Raw genomic sequence first — 20,002 nt, 5'->3', positions numbered from 1 at the left:
TGACCCACCGCTATCGCGAGCAGGCTCACTCCTACAATGGTCTTGTGGCGCGCCGTCGACCGTTCACCAAATCCCGCCCACAAAAAAGGGGACTTTCGTCCCCTTGTGGCATTGTCTGGTCTACCGTCAGCCCATCAATAAATATCCTTCGACAACAACGTAAACGGCGTCTTCACCAGGATCTTCAAGTCCAGCCACAGCGACCAGTTGTTGATGTAATGCAGGTCCATCTCGACGCGCCGTTGCATCTTGTCGATGGTGTCGGTCTCGCCACGGCAGCCGCTGATTTGCGCCAGCCCGGTGATGCCCGGCTTGATTCGGTGACGGGCCATGTACGCAAGGATTTTCCCCGAGTAGTAGTTGTTGTGCGCCACCGCGTGCGGACGTGGGCCGACCAGGGCCATCTGCCCCTGCAGCACGTTGAACAACTGCGGCAGTTCGTCCAGCGACGTGCGGCGGATGAAACGCCCGACCGCAGTAATGCGCGAGTCATTGCGGCTGGCCTGAATCACTTCACGATCATCGTGTACGCGCATCGAACGGTACTTCCAGACCTGAATCACCTTGCCGTTCCAGCCGTGGCGATCCTGCTTGAAAAACACCGGGCCAGGCGAGCTGATCTTCACCGCCAGCGCAATCAGCAGCAGCAGCGGGCTCAGCAGGATGATCGCCAGCAACGCCACGCCTTTTTCCACCAGGCTTTTGCTCAGCGCAGCGGTAGGGCGGCTGGTCAGCGGGCTTTCGTTGAGGCAGATCGCCGGCAGACCGTCCACCACCTTCACCGAGTGATTGAGCAGAGTCAGACTGTTCAAGTCCGGGACCCAGACCACGTCAACGTTGGCACCCAGCAAGTCGACGTACATCGCCTCGATTTTCGCGGCCTCCGCCAACGGCAGGGGGATGTACAAGCGGCGGATGTCATGGTCCTTGATCAGTTGCAGGAGATCTTCCTGATCGCCGACCACACGCGGTGCATCCGAATCCAGATCCGCCGTCGCGCCATTGCTGACCAAACCTACCAACGGCAGGTTTTCCACTTGACTGATCTTCTTCGCCAAGCCCAGTGCCAACTCACCCGTACCGACGATCAGGGTTTTCTGAGCGCTGGTGCGGGAACGCTGGTAGTACTTGGAAAAGGCATGCAGTGGTGCATACAGCAACGCCTGGCCGAGGAAGCCGTACACCGCCCAGCTCAGCGTCACTTCACGGGAGAACACCTCATCGGCCTTGCACACGAACGCGATGCAGGCCAGTGCGACCATGGTCATCGACCAGCCCATGAACAGCCGCCCCAGACCGGTCAGGTAATTGTCCTGTTTACGATACACACCGCTGAACGTATACGCCGGAACCGAGGCCAGTACCGCCAGTGTCGCGCACATGCGGTAATAGAACTCGACGGTTCCCGTGTGCTGTTCCGCCAGCATGAACAGCAGCGCAACAATGAAACTCTGCGCCAGCGCCCATTGGCCCCAGAAGGTAAGTCCCTTGAGGCCGTTATTTCGATTGATCCGTAGAGAAAGTTCCATGAAATATCCCCAGAAATACGTCCATTCAGGTTTCGACAGTTGAAGTCCGAGTTGCTAAGTAGGCTTGTTGTTATTGGACGAGTGTCCTGAGGTAACAACGTCGATAGGCCGAACTGTCGTCAATCAATAGACTAAATTATTGCCGGAGAGGGTGTCTGACGAGTTCTAACAAGATGGCACAATGCCAACTTTTTAATAGTCAGATACAAGGCTGTTAGAAAAGGTCGTGGAGGAAGAGGTGAATAAATGATGTTGTGTTTGTTACTGTAGGAGGGGTGGAGGCAGGGAGCTTATATTTACCAGGGGAGGTGAAATCAAACAGAGTGCTCTTGTTGTTCTTGTAATCGCACTGTTTTCTGTTTGTTTTGTCCGCGGATATCGGCGGTGTTTACGCAACGATTTCCTGGATGAGGCAATAACCGCGGTTTCTTACGGCACGAAACAATCGCTCACCATTACTGGCGCTTTTGAACTTGTCCTGCAGGCGACTCAGGCACATCTCAAGGCCACGATACTGCTCCGGCTCGCGGCCGATGCTGAGGATCAGGTCATCTCGACTGACCACGCGTTCTTCGTGATGGAGCATCTTTCTGACCAGCGCGGTTTCCAGCCCGGTAAGGCTGATCTCGACGCCTTCCTTGACCAGTGCGCCTTGATCCAGGTGCCAGGTTTCGCTGCAGGGAGCACTGTCTTCAATGGCTGCCACTCGATTGTCGGTTTCCCCGCTCATCGTCGGGACGCTGTGAAACCGATTGGCCGATTGTGCGGCCAGCCATTCCGATTCGAGGGTGGCCAGTATGCGCTGGGTGTCGTGTTCAATCGTGCGGGCGACGTTTTTCCGGGTGCCACTTGGGTAAGAGAACTCCATCAGCATGGGGGCGGAAGAGGGCGAAGTAGCACCTTCAATAAACATTTGTGCCTGAGACGTACCAAACGAATTGAAGCGCTCGCTGGACAGAATGCTCTCAAGTTCACGCTGCGACGTTGTACTGTGAGTCACGACGACAAAATATTTTCTCGGGAGGGTTGTACTAGTTTCCATGTCTCTCTCCTAAAATGTGCACCAAAATGGGCGAAAAGATAAATCGGCAGGCGAGCAATGACTTCCTTGGAAGTAATCGACAGGCAGGGTCTGGGCCCAAAATGGCCCTCGATAAGTTCCACTCGTTCTGCTGCTATGTTGTTAAGTTTATTGTTATGGTTCGGTGTGGCCGCGCTCATTCAATTGCTTGATTATTAGTAGATTTGAAGTGGAGCTAGAGCTGTATGGTTGCATATGACGATCCTTCGTAAGTATGCAAAGAGGATGGCTGCCCGTGAGTCAGGCAGTCGATATCAGACCCCGCATCAGGCGATAGCCGTAGCCGCGGATGCTCTGAATCGCGTTCGTACCATACATGTCCTTGATTTTTCCACGCAAGCGGCTGATCGATTTTTCCAGCGCTCTCGGGTCGTAGAAATTGGTATTGAGCCCCATGATGCTGGCGATTTCATCATGGCTGAGAATGTGATTGCTGGTCTGCGCAAAGGCTTCCAGGATCTTCATCTCGGCAAACGAGATGTCGAGTTTCTGGCGGGTTCCCAGCAGGCAGATACGCGTCGGGTCGAGCGTCAGATTGATATCCCGCTGCCACTCTTCGCTGTTGAAGAACTCACCGAGCAACTCCGCGCCTTCGTCGGAAAGAGTATTGAGTTTGATACAGAAGTCGGCGCCGGCAAGAAAGTACTTGATCTTGTTGAAGGCGCCACGACCGGTGATGACCGCGCAGATGATCGGCTTCAAGTTGTCGGTGCGCAGGTTCTCGATCAGCGCAAGATTGTCTTCCAGCGCTTGCGGACTGTCGATAATGATGAAGATGGCGCGATACGAACCAGAAAGTTCATTGTGCTTATATGAACTAGTGTATGAACCGGCCTCAAGTGCCATATCAGTGCGTACGTGCTGTGCGACCAGCGCTCTAAAATGTTCGGCCACGCCACGGGTACGGCCCAGAGTGAGTACACCGGGATCATCGTTTGTCGGGCGCGGACTTCTAGTCGCCAAGTTCCCTGAGAGCATCATGCATTGACTCGAATTAGGTGCTGACATCGGGATGTTAAAGCACCGGTTCTCATCTGTGACTGACAATTGGTAACATTCACGCGATTTTTAGACGTGGCTCCCGAGTTTTCTAACAATAATTAAGCATTTCAAGCTTTTAGTTGATTTTCTCGGGGCTGTGAACTAGTCGCCACATAGTGGCAATGTGAAATTGTGCCACTATTTTGAATCTGTGACCAAAGCTTTGTTCATGTCCAATTGCCATTGCGTGCGCTCATGGAATAGTGTGAGCTTGATCACACTTTATTGGTTGGTCGAACTTTTTGCTACTAAATGCCTAAATATTTTCACAGTGGTTCGTAGGCGGACGTTTATTAACATGGCTTGAGTGTGTCTTTTGATAAGACATATTCTCCGTCGCCTGATCAGGCAATGGGTGTCGTTATACCGATTGTTTAACTTCAGATACTCAATTCCTGAATGCAGTTGACCGGTCGCTCATCAAGAGCGCTCTGACGGAGGATTAATGGATTTCTGGACCTTTATCCAGGTGTTGATTTTAGGCGCGGTAGAAGGCCTGACCGAGTTCTTGCCGATCTCCAGTACCGGCCACCAGATCATCGTCGCCGACCTGCTGGACTTCGGCGGTGAACGCGCCATGGCGTTCAACATCATTATCCAGCTGGGTGCGATTCTGGCCGTGGTCTGGGAGTTTCGACCGAAGATTTTTGAAATCGTCAAAGGCCTGCCCACTCAGCGCAATGCGCAACGTTTCACCCTCAACCTGTTGATCGCCTTTCTTCCGGCGGTGGCGCTCGGCGTGTTGTTTGCCGACAAAATCCATCAATACCTGTTTAACCCGATCACCGTGGCAGTCGCGTTAGTCATGGGCGGCATTGTGATGTTGTGGGTCGAACAGCGTAGCCACGTGGTGAGCGTCGAGCATGTCGACGACATGCGCTGGTCCGATGCGTTGAAGATTGGCTTCGTACAATGCCTGGCGATGATTCCCGGCACTTCGCGCTCCGGCTCGACCATCATCGGCGGTTTATTGTTCGGCTTGTCCCGGAAAGCCGCCACAGAGTTCTCGTTCTTCCTCGCCATGCCGACCATGGTCGGCGCCGCAGTGTACTCAGGCTACAAGTACCGCGACCTGTTCCAGGCCAGCGACCTGCCAGTGTTTGCCCTGGGTTTCGTCATCGCCTTCATCTTTGCCATGATCGCCGTGCGCGGCCTGCTCAAATTCATCGCCAACCACAGCTACGCCGCGTTCGCCTGGTATCGGATCGCGTTTGGCTTGTTGATCCTGGCGACGTGGGTGTTTGGCTGGGTGAGCTGGACCGAAGCGGCGGCGTGATCACTGACTGCTGATCAATGTCGCAACGGCGAGGTCGCTCAATGCCGAGTCGGGCGACTCCTGACGGTAGCGCTGCAAGGCTGAGGTGAAATACGCGGCTTGCAGCATGCCGTCGCTGGCGAGGTAGAGGCGGGCATCCTCCAACTCTTCGGCAGAGTAAACGCGTTTGTGGCTCTCAGTGGTTTCCTGGCTGGCAGAAAACGGCGTGAGCAATAAAGAGACAAACGTAAAACCGGAGAACTGCGTGACCTCCCAAGGCGTGTCGGTACGCCCCATGCAGAAGCCGTCGCAGTGTGCGTAAACATTGGAAGTGACGCTGAGCAAGGAAAGGAGGGTGTAGCGTTTGAAACCAGTGAAATTAAACGCGGGCATAAACCAAAGACATCCTGTCAGCACAACAAAAAGCCGGGCAATGCTCATGCGTTGCCCGCACATTCAAACCATCAATCAACGGCCTTCAAGCAACTCAGCCGCCTGATCCAGCAACGCCAGCGGATCCTTGGCCTTGTGAATATCCACCGACAACAACTGGCGGAATTTACGCGCCCCCGGGAACCCGGTGCCCAAGCCCAGCACATGCCGCGTGATGTGATGCATCGCGCCGCCCGCCTGCAAATGCTCGGCGATATAAGGCCGCAACTGCGCCAGCGCCTCTGCACGGCTGATCACCGGCGCGGTGCTGCCGAACAACTGCTGATCCACCTCCGCCAGCAAATACGGATTGTGATAAGCCTCACGCCCGAGCATCACACCGTCAAAGGTCTGCAAATGCTCATGGCAGGCCTCCATCGTCTTGATCCCGCCGTTCAGCACAATCTCCAGCTCCGGAAAGTCTGCCTTCAACTGCGCCGCCACGTCATACCGCAACGGCGGAATGTCGCGATTCTCCTTCGGCGACAACCCCTCCAGAATCGCAATCCGCGCATGCACGGTAAAACTGGTACACCCGGCATCCCGCACCGTACCGACGAAATCACACAACTCGGCGTAACTGTCCCGCCCATTGATCCCGATCCGATGCTTCACCGTCACCGGAATCGACACCGCATCACGCATCGCCTTCACATAATCCGCCACCAACTGCGGATGCCCCATCAGGCAGGCGCCGATCATGTTGTTTTGCACACGATCGCTTGGGCAGCCGACGTTGAGGTTCACCTCGTCGTAGCCGTGCTCCTGGGCCATGCGCGCGCACGCGGCCAGATCGAGCGGCACACTGCCGCCCAACTGCAGCGCCAGCGGATGCTCGGCTTCGTTGTGGCGGAGGAAACGTTCGTGATCGCCATTGAGCAGCGCGCCAGTGGTGACCATTTCGGTGTAGAGCAGGGCGTTCTTCGACAGGAGGCGTAGGAAGAAACGGCAGTGGCGATCGGTCCAGTCCATCATCGGGGCTACGCTAAATTTACGATTCATAAAGCCTTGTATTTAAAGGTCTCCAGCATATTTTAGTGCTATCCTGCGTGTACATTTCAGGGCCAAAATGACGGTTTTGGTACACCTGGGGTACACGCCGTGTGCAAAAAGGTATGCATCGGGGTACGGGTTAATGAACATTGAGTGAACACAAGTATGGCTTCGATACACCAGCTCCCCAGTGGCAAATGGCGCGCCCTCATTCGGAAAAAGGGCATCACTCCGATCAGCGCAACGTTCATGACCGAAAAGCTTGCGAAGACATTCGCGAAGGAGAAGGAGCGTCAGCTTGAAGAGATCAAGGCTACAGGCAGGACGGCGGCCCCCAAGGGTTCAACTGTCGCTCATTATATCGATGACTACCTCGATTACATACAGCGTGGGCGAACCCTTCAGCGGAGCGCGCTGTTTATCTACAAGGCGTTGAAGAAGAGATTTGGCAAAATCGGCATCGAACGGCTTTCGAAGAGCCACCTGGATTCGTTCATCAATGATCGGAAAAAGGAGGGCGTACAGGGCCAGACTATCGCCGGTGATCTCTCCCTGCTGTCATCTGTCCTTCGCTATTGCTATGACAGTAAGCACCTAGATGTAGATCCCGACCTTGCAGACAAAGCTCGGAAAAGCCTCAAGACCAATCACAAAATGAGGATCAAAAGCCGAGAGGTTGAATGCTTGCCGACTCAGTCAGAAGTTGACGCCATTATTGCGGCCTACGCCAACAAAAAACGCCAAAAGATCGACATGCCCAAGGTCATCAAATTCGGACTTTACACGTCCATGCGACAGTCGGAAATCTGTGGGATCAGAATTGAAGATTTAGACAGGGAAAATAAAACTGTCATCATTCGTGACCGTAAGCATCCGAGTGACAAAGAGGGTAACGATGAGACAGTTGCATTGCTTCCATCTGCCTGGCAGATAGTCGAAACGGTCATTGGGAGTCGCCAGTCAGGCTGCATTTTTCCCTACAATCCCAAGTCTGTGTCCACCGCGTTCACTCGTGCAAGGGCAGTTGCGGGAGTAACACGTCCGGTTCGATTCCACGACCTAAGGCATAAAGCAATTACCGACTTCTTTGGCCTTGGCCTTAACGTACCCCAGGTCGCTTCAATGAGTGGCCATCGCGACTGGCAAACACTGAAGCGCTATACACACGTCAAAGCGACTGATGTTCATGCAGCTTACAATGCTCTAAATCTCAAACAGGGAGATTTGAAAAATGTCGACAGCCAGCTCGCTCTGATCTTGCAGAAGCTCGGTGATATGAATGGCGCCCCGGCTTAAAAAAAAGGGGGCCATCTGGCCCCCTTTTTTTAAATGCAGCGCCTGATAAAGTCGTCAGAATCTGTTTCCATCAAACTACCAATGAACTCCATCACAGCGTTTTTTGGATATAAGTAAGCAGAGCCGAAGCGTATAGGTTTCGGGCCTTTGCCGTGTTTTCTCCAGTAAGCAAGGGTCTCAAGAGTTACCTTGGCAAGCTCGCTGATGTCCTCGGCGGTGTAGCAGTTGATCTCGTCTGCCATTTTGCTTCTCAAGTTGCTGGCGTCAATCATTAGATGCAGGCTTGTTCTGAGTGCTGCCGAAATCATTAACCCTAGTAATCAGGACAGTTCTTTTTCTCTCATTAGCACTGCAGAAGTGATTTTTGTCATCAGTATGTGCCTGCTCAATAAAGTTCCTGCACAAGTCTTCCAGGCGTAGTTTTGAAAAAATTAAGATTTGCGCGGTTTCTTTTTCAACGACATGGCCTGTGCCCTGAGCGATTTTTTGTTGCATATCAACATCTCGGAAGCGCTCGCCATCATGACCGTCAGCACCCCCATTTTTTCTGAAGCCCGGTGTCGTACCTGCGGCCTGTCAATACATGAGAAATGTTTTTTGTCTGGGCGTCAAGGAGCACTCCGTATTATTTAAACGGTATGCCTAGGGCATACTCTTAACTATGAGGATGTTGAAATCTATACTGAGATAATAGAGATCTAGTCGTTGATGGTAAAGTTGTCATAGGCAAAGTTTTTTTGGGTTGGGCGGCATGTCCGTAGTAACTGCGCGTAGGAGCGCAGTCTTAGAATGTAAGTTGCAAAGTAAAAAATGAGCATTGCCACTATAAAACAAAGTTTGCAGCTTACGGCTAATCACTTTGCTACCTTGGGTTAACGATATAACCAAGAATCAATTTTATGTGGCTTAGTGGTGGCTAGGTGAGGTTTTACATGTGTAACGTGTTCGCAAATATAGGTTGATTCGGGAATTCTATCTAACCATCCATCCGGCGTTGCTGAGAGAAACCTCGAGCCACTGAGGCGGTGTTTATTTATCAACGGCGACTCAGCGGTGTGCTGTATATCGCAGAGAAAATTTCTAGTCCTTGATGCTGGGGATAGTTACGAAGGCTCGGGGCGAAATTATGCCTCTTGCTGATTCGCTGGATTTTTCGATTTTCGATCACGCAGAGCCTCGGATTTACCAAAAAAAGTAAGTGAAAAGCTTAGCTTTTGATGCCAAAAAGGAGCCGGGGCCTTCGGCCCCAAATGGGCGAGTAGTTATGAGGGGGCGGAGGCGCAACCCTAAACGATGTCATTTTGTTGAAAATGAGCTCAAGAATCCTATAGATCGAAGGATCAGATTTGAAAAGCAACCAGCAAACACGACAGTTTTTAGAACATGAAACTGGGGAGGCCCAGGCAATGCTGCTTTTCTTTTGAGTTCAAAATATAGATCTCCGGTTTTGAAAAACGAATTCAAGGGCAGAGATCTCATGATGTCGAAAAAAAGACATTAATGTCGCATTTATGTAAATATTGAATCAAGATCTGGCACCATCGCTTACGAGGTTCGCGTGCGCAGGGGTGGCTGTGGATTAGGCCGGAAATAAGGTTATCCAGTGATCGAAGCCATTTGGCGGCAAACCGATCTTTCCGCTTGGCCTCGAGTTGTCGTGTAGGCCAAGCTCAATCTCAACGCACCGCCCCCTTTGAGAGTACCCGCGTCAATCCAGCATTGTCCTCTAACAATCAGCTCTAGATTCGGTAGCGTTAATCCTCTTCCAATATCGATGCACAGTCGATAGAGCTAGCCCCGTCTCCCGCGCAATTTGCGATTGATTCATTCCAGCAGTCTTAAGCTCGCGAACGACGCTTTCGCTTCCCTTGTTCTGAGGCTTTCCAGGCTTACGGGGGGCAACCGCTCCATCAGTGAGCTGTTCAGCGAGAATTCCAAGACCTCCTTCTTTCTCAAACGCTTGCAGCTGCTTTAAAGCAGCATCAATGAGGACGGGGTAGGGGGTGTCCTGCTGTTGGGACATACAAAGAGCTAGGAGGGCCAGAGGGTTTATTCGAAGGCCCTCAGCAAGGCTCTCGAACTTCTCAAGAGTAATACTTGTTTCGCCTCGCTCGAGGGCGCTGAGTTTGGATTTCGCGGAGGCGTCAGAAAGATCTTCGTGCCGAAGTTGACGCTGCTTACGCAGTGCTCGGATGGCGCCCGCGAGTGCGATTCTAAGCTGCATGGCTCACTCAAAAGTCAGGATATAGCCACACAGGAGGGTTTCCGTTAAATACCAGAATGAGGTAGTATTGCGCATGCAGCGGTCAGGACGGCCCATTGCGAAGCTTCCGTAAGCTCGTTTTGGCAATTTATGGGAATTAGATGAGAGCGTTTCGCTGGGCATGAAGACCGGCGCGCGGACTTTCCAGCAAGCCTCTGCTGAGCAGGCGTATTACTCGTAAAATATTTCGGAGGCTGTACATGGTTGGAGTGATCGATACAGGGCTTTTCGGAGACCCTGGAGTCTCTTTAGTTGGCTCAGAAGTTAGCCTCCAAGACGCGATGTCTGCAGCCAGAAAGCGCTACAAGTGGATGCCCCTCTGCGCCGTAGAAGAATGGACAATCCTAGACGCCGTCGTCACCGACGAAGAGCGAGCCAAAGTAGCCGCCGCAGGCTGCCAGCCAATGTTTATGTTTGCCCACAAGGTGGTGCATGACGAACAGCGCCGTTTTGAGCCGGGTCAATGGGTGCGCTCGAGCATGGGCACCGTTTTCAAGGAAGGCTACCTATTCGAAACACGCAACACGGTCTACGTCTTGCTCGGGCCAGGCCATCGTAAGTCTGCTTCTATCGAAGCGATATTTTCCCTTTTCTGATTACCAACCGGTTCTGCTGAGCAACTGAAGTGCTCCAGCAGCTTGAGGCGACACATGTTCAGAACCATAGACAGCGACCTCATAGGTGTCCCAGGAATGTTTGGCGAGGGCGTATCCAACTGGCGTGGAGTGTCGAGGCTGCTCCGAACTCCTTGGTACCACCTGACCCTTAGCGTCGAACACCAGGGGCGGCACAGCGATTGTGCGTTGATGATTGACGACACGCGCCAGCTTCAAGAAATTTTGGTGAGCCAAGGCTCTGATTTAGGTATCACCGAAATCATGGCTGTGACGCCATCTTGGATGAATAAGTCCGGAGGCTGGCAGATGGAGCGGTTAACCAGAGTAACCGTAGGTGAGGACAGGTCTGGTTCTGAGGTTTGCTTGCTGGAAGTGGCTAAGGGGGCGGTGTATCACACGTCACACCAGCGAGACTTCAAGATTGAAGCGCTGGTCAACCTGAGGCCCGTCTTTCTCTCAAGCATGATTCGATCTGCCTGAAATTTACCAGTAATCCTCCACGGTACCAGCGCGCCTGGTTACGTGTGCAATTCTTGATAACTCCCTACAGGCCGTAACCGGAGCCCAACAATGCTCGACACCCTAGATGTGAATTTTCACGGCAAACGCCATACAGATTTTGATCTCAAGCGAATTATAAAAGCTCAGGCCCAGGGCTTCGATGAACCGGTGACCGCTTACCTTTGCGGAGTTTCCATCAGGTCGCGCGCAGGCATCGGTGTTGTTTTTGGCCACAAGCGCAAAGACCAATACGGGCGGTTTGGCGATGGTCACTTGATCAGAACTTCTGACGTGGTCAAGGTCGAGCGTGAAGGCAGGTTTTGGGTAATGACGACCGAGAATTCTCGCTATGTACTCGCCACGTTTCAGCGAGGTAATGGTCGTTCGAGCCTGCGAGAGTTCTTGCGCCTCTCTCGAACGCTCCATCCAACGCCTCGGGTTCTGCAGTGATATTCCGTCGGTCTATCGGCAATACATTTTCCTACCCAACCTGATTTTGGGGGAATGTAAACACCACCTCAAATTCGTAGCCGTTAGGTCTATGAATTATACCCTACGGAGCCTTTCTACAGGGCTCGTTTGCCAGCAATGTTAGAGACTGAGAACTATCCCGCGAGGTATTTTCTCTGCCATATAGCGAGCATCTAAATTGTTCGGCGCCGGCGCTCGTTGCCGTTGAGTACATGGCACGGTTTGCACAACGCTTGGAGAGTCGCGGTCTGGTGAGCATCATGGAGGAGCTGTAAAGCATAGTGTCCTGGTGGCAAAGAGAACGGCTCTTTGTCCAGCCAGTCAAAGCGGGAAAATATCTCCTCAATCTGGGAAGTGCTGAGCGCCTGAAAGATCTGGGCGACCATAACCTTGAACTCGGGGGACACATGGTCAACTTCGGTAGACGGATTGTTCTCGCACCGTTCGCATACAGGGTGCATCGCTCTGTAGCTAGAAATTATAGGATGCGCAGCATCCCGGAGTGCGCGATCCAACCAATCCATTTCGTCTCGAGGGTTGATGCACTGCGTCCATGAGACTGCGTGCCAGCCATGACCCGGAAAGTAGCCTTGGAAATCGTAAGCGGCTCCCGGTCGGGGCAGCTTTCGAAAGTGAGTAGGGCGCAGGTCTTGGGCTGCGCAGTGGTAATGCTTCTGATGTATTAGGTCGGCGATGATTGAGGACTCAAAATCTTGTCCGAAATCGACCTCTGCGATCTTCCCTTGGATCATCTCTTTGAGTTGTGTCTTCGTCATTCCCTGGAAGAAATCTATGCCTCGGCTCATTTTAATTCCCTGAGTACGGTGTGTTCGAGCAGTGCAGCGAGTAGCCAGTGTCTCCGGGATAAGTGGCTTGCAAAGGTGGTCGGCTCAGAGAGCGAACGGTAGGTGTGAGGCTCGTGTGCCACCTCCCCAGGCAAGAATCGATCAACCACCTCCATGAGCAGGACACAATTCGTCTGATAGCGAGTCATCGTCCCTACACGCAAGCCTAACTGCCTCGGCGACACTGAGAGCGCGGGTGGGTATCCAAAGGTTATCCATGACTAGATACCTCTGCTGTGTGGCTTGGTTGCGCAGCTTGAGGGCTTTCAAAATGTCATCAATAACTTTCAATGTTGCGTTTGCAGGCGCTGTTTCGAACGTAATGTCGAACACCGCCGCATCTAACTGTAGGTAGTTCTTGCTGTTCGTCGGAGGCATGATAAACGGGGTGACTTTATCAGCAGGTAAAATCCTTCCATTCAGTTCGTCGAACTCAGTCACTGGAATCCAGCCACTGTTGCCACCTGGTAGCTCGTACCCTCCTGCGCCGACAGCTTTTGCGACAATTGTGCGAGTAGCATGGGCAATTGGCTTCTGCGGTGGATAATCTACTTTGAAACGCTTAACGATTTGATCTGCTGGACTATCGTTTCTTAGGTCGAAGTCGTAATAGCGGCCATGTGGTTTAACGAACGATAGCGTCACGTCTCCAACCAAAAAATTGTAGGCTGTGGTCATCAACAGACTGAAAAGCCCAAGCGATGCCAGAGCAGCGAAAGCTTTGGTGAACCATAGTTTTGGGCGACCATAAGGGGCTGGTCGTTTGAACGATTTTGGTGTTTTTGCCGTGCGTCGATTTGCCAAGATTTCGAATCCATTACTGGGTGAGTTTCATCCCTGTTGCTTCAAGCGCGAGGCGCGCTCGCGGTACTGAGATGAAAGTCTACCAGCTGGGTCGCGAGAAGCTAGGTTGCCGGCTTTCACGGCACGTGGAGTCAACGGGCTGCTTTCCTTTTTGTCATGAAATCTATCAGATCTTTAACAACGACATTAGCGGCGTTGTCACTTGATAGCTCGGAGGCTCGTATCCTTCTAACCTCTACGCCTTCCCACGTCAAAGGAACCAAGCGCTTATCAGCATCGGCAGGTGATTCGCGATGATAGGTATCTCCGTCGACCTCAATAATGAAAGTCAGACCTTTGAACACTACTACGAAATCGGGCTCGAGACGATTGTAGGCTTTGCCTATCCGTACGAAGACTGGAAGCGGAGCGACTGCGAGCTGTGCACGTGTCATTGCCGTGAACAGAGTGACCTCAGCCTGAGAGCGAAATAGAAGTCCCTGATGTTCCCTCGAGGCAATATTGTCGCTTCGTACTCGTCCCTGGTTAGTGACACCTTCACCTTTCACATATCGGATAGCTTCTTCTCGCCAATTTTCGGAGGCTTCCCCAATACGTGGGGCAATGGTCACCCCGTTTAGGGCCTCGTCATGAAGGGTTGAGTAGAACGGGGTCACTACGTCATAAATCGCTTTACTGGTAGCTTCGCGTTCTACATCTGTCATGGCGTAGTACAGGGGGATAGGAAGAGCCACCATGAGCTGCCAATAATTGACACCGAAATCGGTGTTGATCAACTCAGCTGTGCATTCGCCTGATACCAAAACGGCAATTGCACGAGCATCTCCGAGCAGTTTGAATGCCTCGACCGCTCCTGCTGCCAGATCTTCCATGTTGAACGGTGAAAACATTAGGTGCCTCCTAGCCTATGACGAAAAGGTGAGCGTCTCGCCTGCAGAACTTTAGGTTGATTCATTACGGTATAGCCCCCCAAGGGTTTTAGCCTTTCCACGCATGCAGCGAGCAGGTTTGATGCCTAGCAACATGGCTGACGAATTCGCCGTGCTGAGTTCTTCGCTCGTCCCATCGCTTCTTTGAACTCTTGGGTCGAGGGCGTAGCTCAGAGGTAGTCAGCACGAGCCTCTGCTTTGCCCTAGAAACGCCTACGAAAAAAACGCATCGTTCTTCTGCAAGCTTGCCCCAGAAGGCCTGTGTTTCAACTCCTAGTAGGATTACAGAGTGAAACTCTAATCCTTTGCTCTTGTGCATTGTCAGGAGTCTGACAGAGTCGCTATCGGACACCCCCGCCAATACCTTTAGTAGATTCGGCTCTTCGGTAAGTTGAGCTCGGATACGATCTCGGACGTCGTGTACGACCTCGGTTAGACGTTGGCGAGATTGATACTCGGGCGAGAAGGCCGCTAAGTCGGATGCGCTCAGTCCCTTGAACAGCTCCAAAACGAGCTTCCACCAGGAAACATACGGAGTGGGGGTTTTGCTGTCGGCGGCGACTTGTCTTTTGTGAGACCGAAACAATTCTTCGAATATCTGGGGTGCGCTGCTTTTACTGTCGTCGTCTTCAAACGGAGCAAGCTGCGACATCAACCTCGACCATGCCTCGGACTGCCCGGGTTCGTATAGGCAGGTTAGGTAGTCAACCACTAGACCTACTGCAGGTTCCTTAAGCAAGTCCTGTAGCTCGTGATCATTGCGAAACGGTATGCTGTTTCGCGAAAGTTGCTCCATCAACGCTTCAGCATATTCCTCTATCTGGCGAGGCATCAGGATCGCGATTTCGTTAGGTGGAATGCGCTCCTCAACTATCCAGTGCTGAATGATTTCTGTGAGAGCCTCAGCCTCTTCAGCTGAGTTTCGGAAGTGACCGGTGAGTATGTCACCGCCGCCACCATCCACGAGATCGTCAGGCATCACAGCGGCAGCTTCAATCTCTCGGATAACATCGTTCTGCATGCGCAGCAAGCGAGGTTGAGAGCGGAAGTTCAGGAATAGTCGAAGAGGGCGGGCAGCGAAATCGTCAGCGTAGGTTTTGAATATTCCATCCAGTGCTCCCGCCCAACCCATGATCGTCTGCTTGGTATCACCAACGGCGGTTAGAATAATAGAGGTGTCGTGGAATAGCAGCTTAATGAGTTCGTATTGGTCGCCAGTGCAATCTTGAAACTCATCGAGAAACACATGGGAATAGGTTGCGCGTATCGCATTGAGGGCAACCTCACTGTCCTTCAAAATTTTCAAGGCGAAAGGTAACAGCTGCTTGAAGGTTATTTTTTTTCCGGGGACGTACTCGGGCCCGATTACGTAATCTTGGCCTAGCGCTTCGTCCACTAATACGGGCCGAAATCTATCGATGATGCGCTTTGCAAAACCGTGAAAAGTCACGCTATCGAATCGTGAAGCATGTTCTATGCCGCAACGCGTATGTATACGTTGCTTTAGGTTCCGACTCGCGTCTGTTTTGAACGATACGGCGAGGATCCTTTTAGGGTATCGGCAGCTGTTGGTGCGCAGGAGGAAGTCGGCACGTTGAGCGAGAACTTCAGTTTTACCTGCGCCAGGCCCGGCAGTCAGCACGACTGATCTTTCGCATTCCCGAATCACCTCCCAAGCACTTTTCTCCAGGCGAATCCCTGGGGAGGAAGTCCACCGATCTGGATTGATCATTCAGGCGACTCCTCCAGCTTTGCAATCACTCTGTCGGCCAGTCGGTCGAGGGCTTCGGGAAGAGAGGCTAGGAGCTGCTCGTCGGTAAGTCGCCCTAGAGCATCCAGGTGTGCGGCTGGTTTGCTGCTTAGTTTGAAAAGCTTGTGGTAAGCAGCGAACCAACTCTGCTCTTCCTCATCATATTGCGCTGGATTGAAATGATTTTCGCCCAGAACGGACGTTTGGCTTTTTGCGGTAGCTGGAATCGCTTCTGCTCTGTATGCCTTAGGAAAGGCAACTAGCATCGCAAAATCTAAATCCAAGGGTGCGGAGTAAAATACGTCGCGCTTTTCAAGTTCTGCGAACAAGCTAACTGTGCCATTGTTGAAATGGTGATGGGACTTTATAGGTCGCTCGGGATCGTCCCAGGCATGCCGACTCCAATCCTGTGGAAGGTTGAGGTTAGGTGCATGCGCATCGAGTTGGTCTCGAATGTAACCTATACGACCCCACCCACCTTGATAGCGTCCAGTATCCAGATCGAGAAGGGTGATGTAGGGAGTACCGATTGCAGATAAGAGTTTCCAGAAGTGGTTCACGTGCCGACCCCCTAGGGGGGCGATGGCTACTGCAAATTCGTCAACAGGAGCCCCCTTAGCCTGAAGGATCCTGGGCAGGACGATTTCCTCGCTGTCGCCCTCACCCAAAACGACCAGTCTTGCGAAATACACCTCCGGAAACGCCTGAACAGCCTCTCTCACAAATTTGTAAGCATCACTGCGTTTGGGTGGCAACAAGATCTTCGTGACTTGGGTTTGTCGATTGCTGTTAAGTCGAAGGTAACGGATGTGCTCCGGCTCTACTCGACGCAGCATCGACGGCGCTTGCGTTGCGATCAATGCTTGAGCATCAACACCTACAGAGGATTTCAGTGAGTTAACGATACGACCCAGGTAATGAGGTGAGAGGCTATTCTCAGGCTCTTCTACCGCAAGGATCGTGAACGCTGGTGGCTTGAGTTTGTGGGGGTCAAATGAGGTGTTTTTGCCTGATCTGACTTCCCTCCCAATCGCTAGTGCTGAGAACACAAGAGACAGATACAGCATGGATTTTTGTCCATCGCTGAGGCGTACAAAATCCACCTGATTTTCACCATGACCTGGGCTGAACGAAACAGACAAATGCCTGAGCAAAGCCTCTATTTCGGAGTTTTGAAGCGTCAATCGCGGGGAAGCAAAGAAGTCGCCCCTGTGCAATTTTTGCCAAGCTGTGCTCAGGCTATCGCTCAACGCTTGCACAGACTTATTGCCTGTAAGGCACTCGGTAATTTGCTCCGTCAATCCTGCAACGGTTTCGCGATCGTCATTCCAGTTGGCTGCCCGCAGTAGCCTACCAAGAAGGGCCGTGGCGCCATACGCCACGTGTTCAGATGGATCGCGGCGTGCGGGAAGGTAATGAAGGTGGATTTTGTCTCGATGTCTTTTCGGGACTGATGCGGTTGATGTAGGTTTGCCTGCATCGTCTGTCTTTGTCACAAACAGAAAACGCTCTTCGATTTCACCGTCTTCGTACATCGTCGCTTCTAAACGAAAGCGTATTCGTGGCACGTCGTCGAAGGTGCGTAGGGCCATCTGATTGAAAAACTCTGGAACGGTATCTGCGTCCTCATCGTCCTGTGTTTCTTCAAAGCTGAAATCGGCCTCGAGCGAAAGCTCCCTTTGCTCTGGTGGATTTTCCTCAGATGCCGGGACGTGGAAATCAGAGCGGCGGATACGTCGCAGATTTGGTTCAAATGCGAACATCCGACAGAGGCCTTGAAGCGTTGCTGTTTTGCCTGCGCCGTTAGGGCCTAGTAAATAGGTCACGTCCTCAAAAGTAACCTCTTCCCCTTCAGGCCCAAAGGATTGGAAATTGTTCACCCGCAGACTGCACAGCTTCATCGATAGTTTCCTTACTGAATATTTGGGGTACACGTATTCCCAAGATCATTGCATCCGGCCTTTGGTGCGGATGTACCGTTTCAGAGCTGAACGAGAATAAATTTACACAAATTTCAAAAGGCCACCATTGAAATCGATTTTCAAAAACGGAGATCTATTATTTGAGAACAAAAAAAAGCTGCGGTGGCCCAGCCTTCCTGGGCTCGAACGCTAGTGTGTTTTGGCCTTGTTTTAGGCGTTTTGCTTTACCTGCTCGTGCTGTGGCTGTTTTTGGTGTCACGATTCTGAGATCGAAACGGGGGAAAAGTATGTGTGGTTGCGGCTTTGTTTAATAGCTCGTCCGTTGGGGCCGCTAGGCCCTCTGCTACTATTTGGGATCAAAAATAAAAACTAAGAACCTCTATTTTTTGCGAGGGTATTCGAGCTTATTGAGTCGCGGGATCATTCCGTCTTGCGACGCTTGACTTGTTGAGGATTTTGTAAGTTTATTGCGTATTAGCTGCTGGTACTTTTTTTGCTCCACTCATCCAAGCACTTAGTTAATGTTCAAAAAAGAGTCGTGGTGAGCGGGGCGGCTTAGTACCTGTCACGTAGCCCTGACCGTCCACAACTGATCTACCTTCGTCGTGTAGCTTTGGATCATTAGGTCTCGACGCATCGCCCATCCAGGCGCCGCAGGCACGCTAGCCAACCGGACGACTTCCTTTCCCCAGCGACCATTGATCTCATCCAGAACGCTCATTACCTTGTCCGCCATCACTGGCTGCGAATGCGCGAACAGGTCATCAGTGAATTCGCCGGGCTGCCGTAGATCCATCAGCAGAACCTCTGCCTTGCTGTACTTGAAGCCCGGTCGAAACAGCCGATTGACTGCTTCGGTGGCCGCCTTCGTCATCAGGCGCACATCGTTGGTCGGGTAGGGCAATTCCACCAGCGCGCCGTTCGCATATTTCGCCTCTTCAGGATTGAACATGCCGGTGCGAATGCTCACGCGGATTTTTTTGCACAGGGAGTTCTGCGCGCGGAGCTTTTCCGCCGCACGCTGGGTGTAGGTCGCGACGGCTTCCTTGATTGGCTCGATCTGCGTGAGCCGGGTGCCGAACATTCGGCTACAGCAAATCTCTTGTTTGGGTGGGTCAGCTTCACCCAGTTCCAGACAGGAGGTGCCGGCAAGCTCGCGACCAGTCTTCTCGATCACCACACTGAATTTCTGGCGAAGCATCGTTGGATCGACTTTCGCCAAGTCCATGGCGGTCTTGATGCCCATGACCTCCAAGTGAGCCTTCATTCGCTTCCCGATGCCCCAGACTTCTCCCACATCCGTATTACGCAGCGTCCAGTCGCGTTTGAACGGATCGCATAGATTTACTACGCCACCAGTAATATCCAACAACCGCTTAGCGGTATGGTTGGCGAGCTTGGCCAGGGTTTTGGTGCGTGCAATGCCCACGCCGACAGGGATGCCCGTGCGTTTGAGAAGTGCAGAGCGCATCTGTCGACCAAACGCGGACAAGTAGACCTCGAGCGCAGGCACCATCGATTCGATGATCGTCATGACGCGTTCGCTCATGTCGCCGTACAGAGCGTAATTACTGCTAAACGCGACGATGCCGTAACGGCGCAGGAGGTCTTTAATCTGGAAGTATGGCTGACCCATCTTCACAAGCGGTTTGGCGTCGTAGCTGCGGGCAATCACGCAGCCATCGTTGTTGGACAGCACCACGATTGGCGTCTTCGCCAGGTCGGGTCTGAACACTCGCTCGCAGCTCGCATAGAACGAGTTGCAGTCAATCAGGGCAAACACAGGTTCACGTGTTGTCATGATCGCGCACGCTGTATTTCACCATACCCCAGATCACCAGCTCATCGCCCTCCATGACATGCCTTGCCGGATATTTTGGGTTCTCTGATACAAGCATCACGGCGTTCTCACGCAGAAGCAGGCGCTTGCAGAAAGGCTCCGAGTTCAGCGCGGCGATGACTATGTCGCCGCTGACCGCATCGATGCTCCGATCAACGACCACTAGATCCCCTGAATAGATTCCTGCGCCCTGCATGCTGTCCCCATCGATTCTCACCAGGTACACGTGCGGGGCTCGAATATCGAACAGCTCATCAAGGGAGATGTGCTTTTCGATGTGATCAGCTGCAGGGGAGGGGAAGCCCGCCGGCACCTTGGATGAATAAAGGGGCAGCTTCTTACCGCCAGTAGCGAGTGGGCCGAGGATGGTGATGCTCATGATGCAAGCCTTAAAGTTTTAGACTGTACGTATATACAGTTAACGATTTGCTTC

At 52.4% G+C, this 20,002-nt stretch carries 19 protein-coding genes; 5 read left to right on the top strand and 14 right to left on the bottom strand.

All coding sequences use genetic code 11. The annotated features are described in order from the left end of the window. Positions 1-134 precede the first annotated feature (134 nt). The 3 genes from PseAD21_RS12530 to PseAD21_RS12520 all read right to left on the bottom strand — a co-directional run bounded on the left by PseAD21_RS12530 (position 135) and on the right by PseAD21_RS12520 (position 3,591). A complete protein-coding gene (locus tag PseAD21_RS12530) occupies positions 135-1,529 on the bottom strand; it encodes an undecaprenyl-phosphate glucose phosphotransferase (protein ID WP_102355940.1) in 1,395 nt (464 codons plus the stop codon). A gap of 388 nt (positions 1,530-1,917) precedes the next feature. Next, a complete protein-coding gene (locus PseAD21_RS12525; protein ID WP_102355939.1) occupies positions 1,918-2,571 on the bottom strand; it encodes a helix-turn-helix domain-containing protein in 654 nt (217 codons plus the stop codon). Between the two features lie 279 nt (positions 2,572-2,850). Then, a complete protein-coding gene (locus PseAD21_RS12520; RefSeq protein WP_102355938.1) occupies positions 2,851-3,591 on the bottom strand; it encodes a winged helix-turn-helix domain-containing protein in 741 nt (246 codons plus the stop codon). Positions 3,592-4,096: 505 nt separating this feature from the next. Here PseAD21_RS12520 and PseAD21_RS12515 point away from each other — a divergent pair. After that, on the top strand, positions 4,097-4,927 hold the full coding sequence (locus PseAD21_RS12515) for an undecaprenyl-diphosphate phosphatase (protein ID WP_102355937.1): 831 nt from the start codon (positions 4,097-4,099) through the stop codon (positions 4,925-4,927). Here PseAD21_RS12515 and PseAD21_RS12510 read toward each other — a convergent pair whose 3' ends face one another. Continuing rightward, positions 4,928-5,299 carry a DUF2388 domain-containing protein gene (locus tag PseAD21_RS12510; protein ID WP_102355951.1) on the bottom strand — a complete coding sequence of 124 codons (372 nt, stop codon included), beginning with the start codon at positions 5,297-5,299 and terminating at the stop codon, positions 4,928-4,930. Positions 5,300-5,374: 75 nt separating this feature from the next. Then, positions 5,375-6,340, bottom strand: a complete 966-nt coding sequence (gene dusA / locus PseAD21_RS12505; RefSeq protein WP_102355936.1) for a tRNA dihydrouridine(20/20a) synthase DusA — start codon at positions 6,338-6,340, stop codon at positions 5,375-5,377. Positions 6,341-6,484: 144 nt separating this feature from the next. On the opposite strand from dusA, the gene PseAD21_RS12500 reads away from it, so the two are divergent. Further along, the gene (locus PseAD21_RS12500) at positions 6,485-7,627 is read left to right on the top strand and encodes a site-specific integrase (RefSeq protein ID WP_146011281.1); all 1,143 of its coding nucleotides are present in this window, start codon (positions 6,485-6,487) and stop codon (positions 7,625-7,627) included. Positions 7,628-7,656: 29 nt separating this feature from the next. Here PseAD21_RS12500 and PseAD21_RS12495 read toward each other — a convergent pair whose 3' ends face one another. The 3 genes from PseAD21_RS12495 to PseAD21_RS30300 form a co-directional block, all read right to left on the bottom strand. After that, on the bottom strand, positions 7,657-7,869 hold the full coding sequence (locus PseAD21_RS12495; protein ID WP_141537467.1) for a helix-turn-helix domain-containing protein: 213 nt from the start codon (positions 7,867-7,869) through the stop codon (positions 7,657-7,659). 22 nt (positions 7,870-7,891) lie between these two features. Then, positions 7,892-8,122, bottom strand: a complete 231-nt coding sequence (locus PseAD21_RS29500; RefSeq protein ID WP_146011280.1) for a hypothetical protein — start codon at positions 8,120-8,122, stop codon at positions 7,892-7,894. Positions 8,123-9,353: 1,231 nt separating this feature from the next. Then, positions 9,354-9,851: a helix-turn-helix domain-containing protein gene (locus PseAD21_RS30300; RefSeq protein ID WP_098465999.1), complete on the bottom strand. Its 498-nt coding sequence runs from the start codon at positions 9,849-9,851 to the stop codon at positions 9,354-9,356. A 239-nt stretch (positions 9,852-10,090) separates the two neighbouring features. Here PseAD21_RS30300 and PseAD21_RS12485 point away from each other — a divergent pair, with 239 nt between their 5' ends. The 3 genes from PseAD21_RS12485 to PseAD21_RS12475 all read left to right on the top strand — a co-directional run bounded on the left by PseAD21_RS12485 (position 10,091) and on the right by PseAD21_RS12475 (position 11,458). Then, a complete protein-coding gene (locus tag PseAD21_RS12485; protein ID WP_102355933.1) occupies positions 10,091-10,486 on the top strand; it encodes a hypothetical protein in 396 nt (131 codons plus the stop codon). 210 nt (positions 10,487-10,696) lie between these two features. Next, positions 10,697-10,987 carry a hypothetical protein gene (locus PseAD21_RS12480; RefSeq protein WP_256588138.1) on the top strand — a complete coding sequence of 97 codons (291 nt, stop codon included), beginning with the start codon at positions 10,697-10,699 and terminating at the stop codon, positions 10,985-10,987. A gap of 90 nt (positions 10,988-11,077) precedes the next feature. Then, positions 11,078-11,458, top strand: coding sequence for a hypothetical protein (locus tag PseAD21_RS12475; RefSeq protein ID WP_083221776.1), 381 nt, complete (start codon positions 11,078-11,080; stop codon positions 11,456-11,458). A 968-nt stretch (positions 11,459-12,426) separates the two neighbouring features. Here the strand turns inward: PseAD21_RS12475 and PseAD21_RS29495 are convergent. From PseAD21_RS29495 to PseAD21_RS12440, 6 genes are all read right to left on the bottom strand, one after another. Then, positions 12,427-13,128, bottom strand: a complete 702-nt coding sequence (locus PseAD21_RS29495) for a hypothetical protein (protein ID WP_146011279.1) — start codon at positions 13,126-13,128, stop codon at positions 12,427-12,429. A gap of 131 nt (positions 13,129-13,259) precedes the next feature. Further along, positions 13,260-14,018 (bottom strand): hypothetical protein, encoded by a 759-nt coding sequence (locus tag PseAD21_RS12460; protein WP_042560309.1) that lies wholly within the window; start codon positions 14,016-14,018, stop codon positions 13,260-13,262. A gap of 88 nt (positions 14,019-14,106) precedes the next feature. Continuing rightward, positions 14,107-15,789, bottom strand: a complete 1,683-nt coding sequence (locus PseAD21_RS12455) for a UvrD-helicase domain-containing protein (RefSeq protein ID WP_102355929.1) — start codon at positions 15,787-15,789, stop codon at positions 14,107-14,109. After that, positions 15,786-17,708 carry an ATP-dependent endonuclease gene (locus PseAD21_RS12450; protein WP_102355928.1) on the bottom strand — a complete coding sequence of 641 codons (1,923 nt, stop codon included), beginning with the start codon at positions 17,706-17,708 and terminating at the stop codon, positions 15,786-15,788. The genes PseAD21_RS12455 and PseAD21_RS12450 overlap by 4 nt, the downstream gene beginning before the upstream one ends. Positions 17,709-18,294: 586 nt before the next feature. Next, positions 18,295-19,530 carry a translesion error-prone DNA polymerase V subunit UmuC gene (gene umuC / locus PseAD21_RS12445; protein ID WP_102355927.1) on the bottom strand — a complete coding sequence of 412 codons (1,236 nt, stop codon included), beginning with the start codon at positions 19,528-19,530 and terminating at the stop codon, positions 18,295-18,297. Further along, the gene (locus PseAD21_RS12440; protein WP_102355926.1) at positions 19,517-19,948 is read right to left on the bottom strand and encodes a LexA family transcriptional regulator; all 432 of its coding nucleotides are present in this window, start codon (positions 19,946-19,948) and stop codon (positions 19,517-19,519) included. The genes umuC and PseAD21_RS12440 overlap by 14 nt, the downstream gene beginning before the upstream one ends. Positions 19,949-20,002 lie beyond the last annotated feature (54 nt).

The sequence above is a fragment of the Pseudomonas sp. AD21 genome, from assembly GCF_002878485.1.
Classification (GTDB): Bacteria; Pseudomonadota; Gammaproteobacteria; order Pseudomonadales; family Pseudomonadaceae; genus Aquipseudomonas.
This window is presented reverse-complemented; position numbering and strand designations above follow the sequence as displayed.

What these genes read in the sequence shown, in the direction of transcription:
- PseAD21_RS12510 (WP_102355951.1), bottom strand. Translation starts at nt 5,299, where the DNA reads ATGCCCGCGTTTAATTTCACTGGTTTCAAACGCTACACCCTCCTTTCC.
- PseAD21_RS12485 (WP_102355933.1), top strand. Translation starts at nt 10,091, where the DNA reads ATGGTTGGAGTGATCGATACAGGGCTTTTCGGAGACCCTGGAGTCTCT.
- dusA (WP_102355936.1), bottom strand. Translation starts at nt 6,340, where the DNA reads ATGAATCGTAAATTTAGCGTAGCCCCGATGATGGACTGGACCGATCGC.
- PseAD21_RS30300 (WP_098465999.1), bottom strand. Translation starts at nt 9,851, where the DNA reads ATGCAGCTTAGAATCGCACTCGCGGGCGCCATCCGAGCACTGCGTAAG.
- umuC (WP_102355927.1), bottom strand. Translation starts at nt 19,530, where the DNA reads ATGACAACACGTGAACCTGTGTTTGCCCTGATTGACTGCAACTCGTTC.
- PseAD21_RS12520 (WP_102355938.1), bottom strand. Translation starts at nt 3,591, where the DNA reads ATGATGCTCTCAGGGAACTTGGCGACTAGAAGTCCGCGCCCGACAAAC.
- PseAD21_RS12515 (WP_102355937.1), top strand. Translation starts at nt 4,097, where the DNA reads ATGGATTTCTGGACCTTTATCCAGGTGTTGATTTTAGGCGCGGTAGAA.
- PseAD21_RS12460 (WP_042560309.1), bottom strand. Translation starts at nt 14,018, where the DNA reads ATGTTTTCACCGTTCAACATGGAAGATCTGGCAGCAGGAGCGGTCGAG.
- PseAD21_RS12530 (WP_102355940.1), bottom strand. Translation starts at nt 1,529, where the DNA reads ATGGAACTTTCTCTACGGATCAATCGAAATAACGGCCTCAAGGGACTT.
- PseAD21_RS12475 (WP_083221776.1), top strand. Translation starts at nt 11,078, where the DNA reads ATGCTCGACACCCTAGATGTGAATTTTCACGGCAAACGCCATACAGAT.
- PseAD21_RS12455 (WP_102355929.1), bottom strand. Translation starts at nt 15,789, where the DNA reads ATGATCAATCCAGATCGGTGGACTTCCTCCCCAGGGATTCGCCTGGAG.
- PseAD21_RS12440 (WP_102355926.1), bottom strand. Translation starts at nt 19,948, where the DNA reads ATGAGCATCACCATCCTCGGCCCACTCGCTACTGGCGGTAAGAAGCTG.
- PseAD21_RS12480 (WP_256588138.1), top strand. Translation starts at nt 10,697, where the DNA reads ATGATTGACGACACGCGCCAGCTTCAAGAAATTTTGGTGAGCCAAGGC.
- PseAD21_RS12495 (WP_141537467.1), bottom strand. Translation starts at nt 7,869, where the DNA reads ATGGCAGACGAGATCAACTGCTACACCGCCGAGGACATCAGCGAGCTT.
- PseAD21_RS12525 (WP_102355939.1), bottom strand. Translation starts at nt 2,571, where the DNA reads ATGGAAACTAGTACAACCCTCCCGAGAAAATATTTTGTCGTCGTGACT.
- PseAD21_RS29500 (WP_146011280.1), bottom strand. Translation starts at nt 8,122, where the DNA reads ATGCAACAAAAAATCGCTCAGGGCACAGGCCATGTCGTTGAAAAAGAA.
- PseAD21_RS12450 (WP_102355928.1), bottom strand. Translation starts at nt 17,708, where the DNA reads ATGAAGCTGTGCAGTCTGCGGGTGAACAATTTCCAATCCTTTGGGCCT.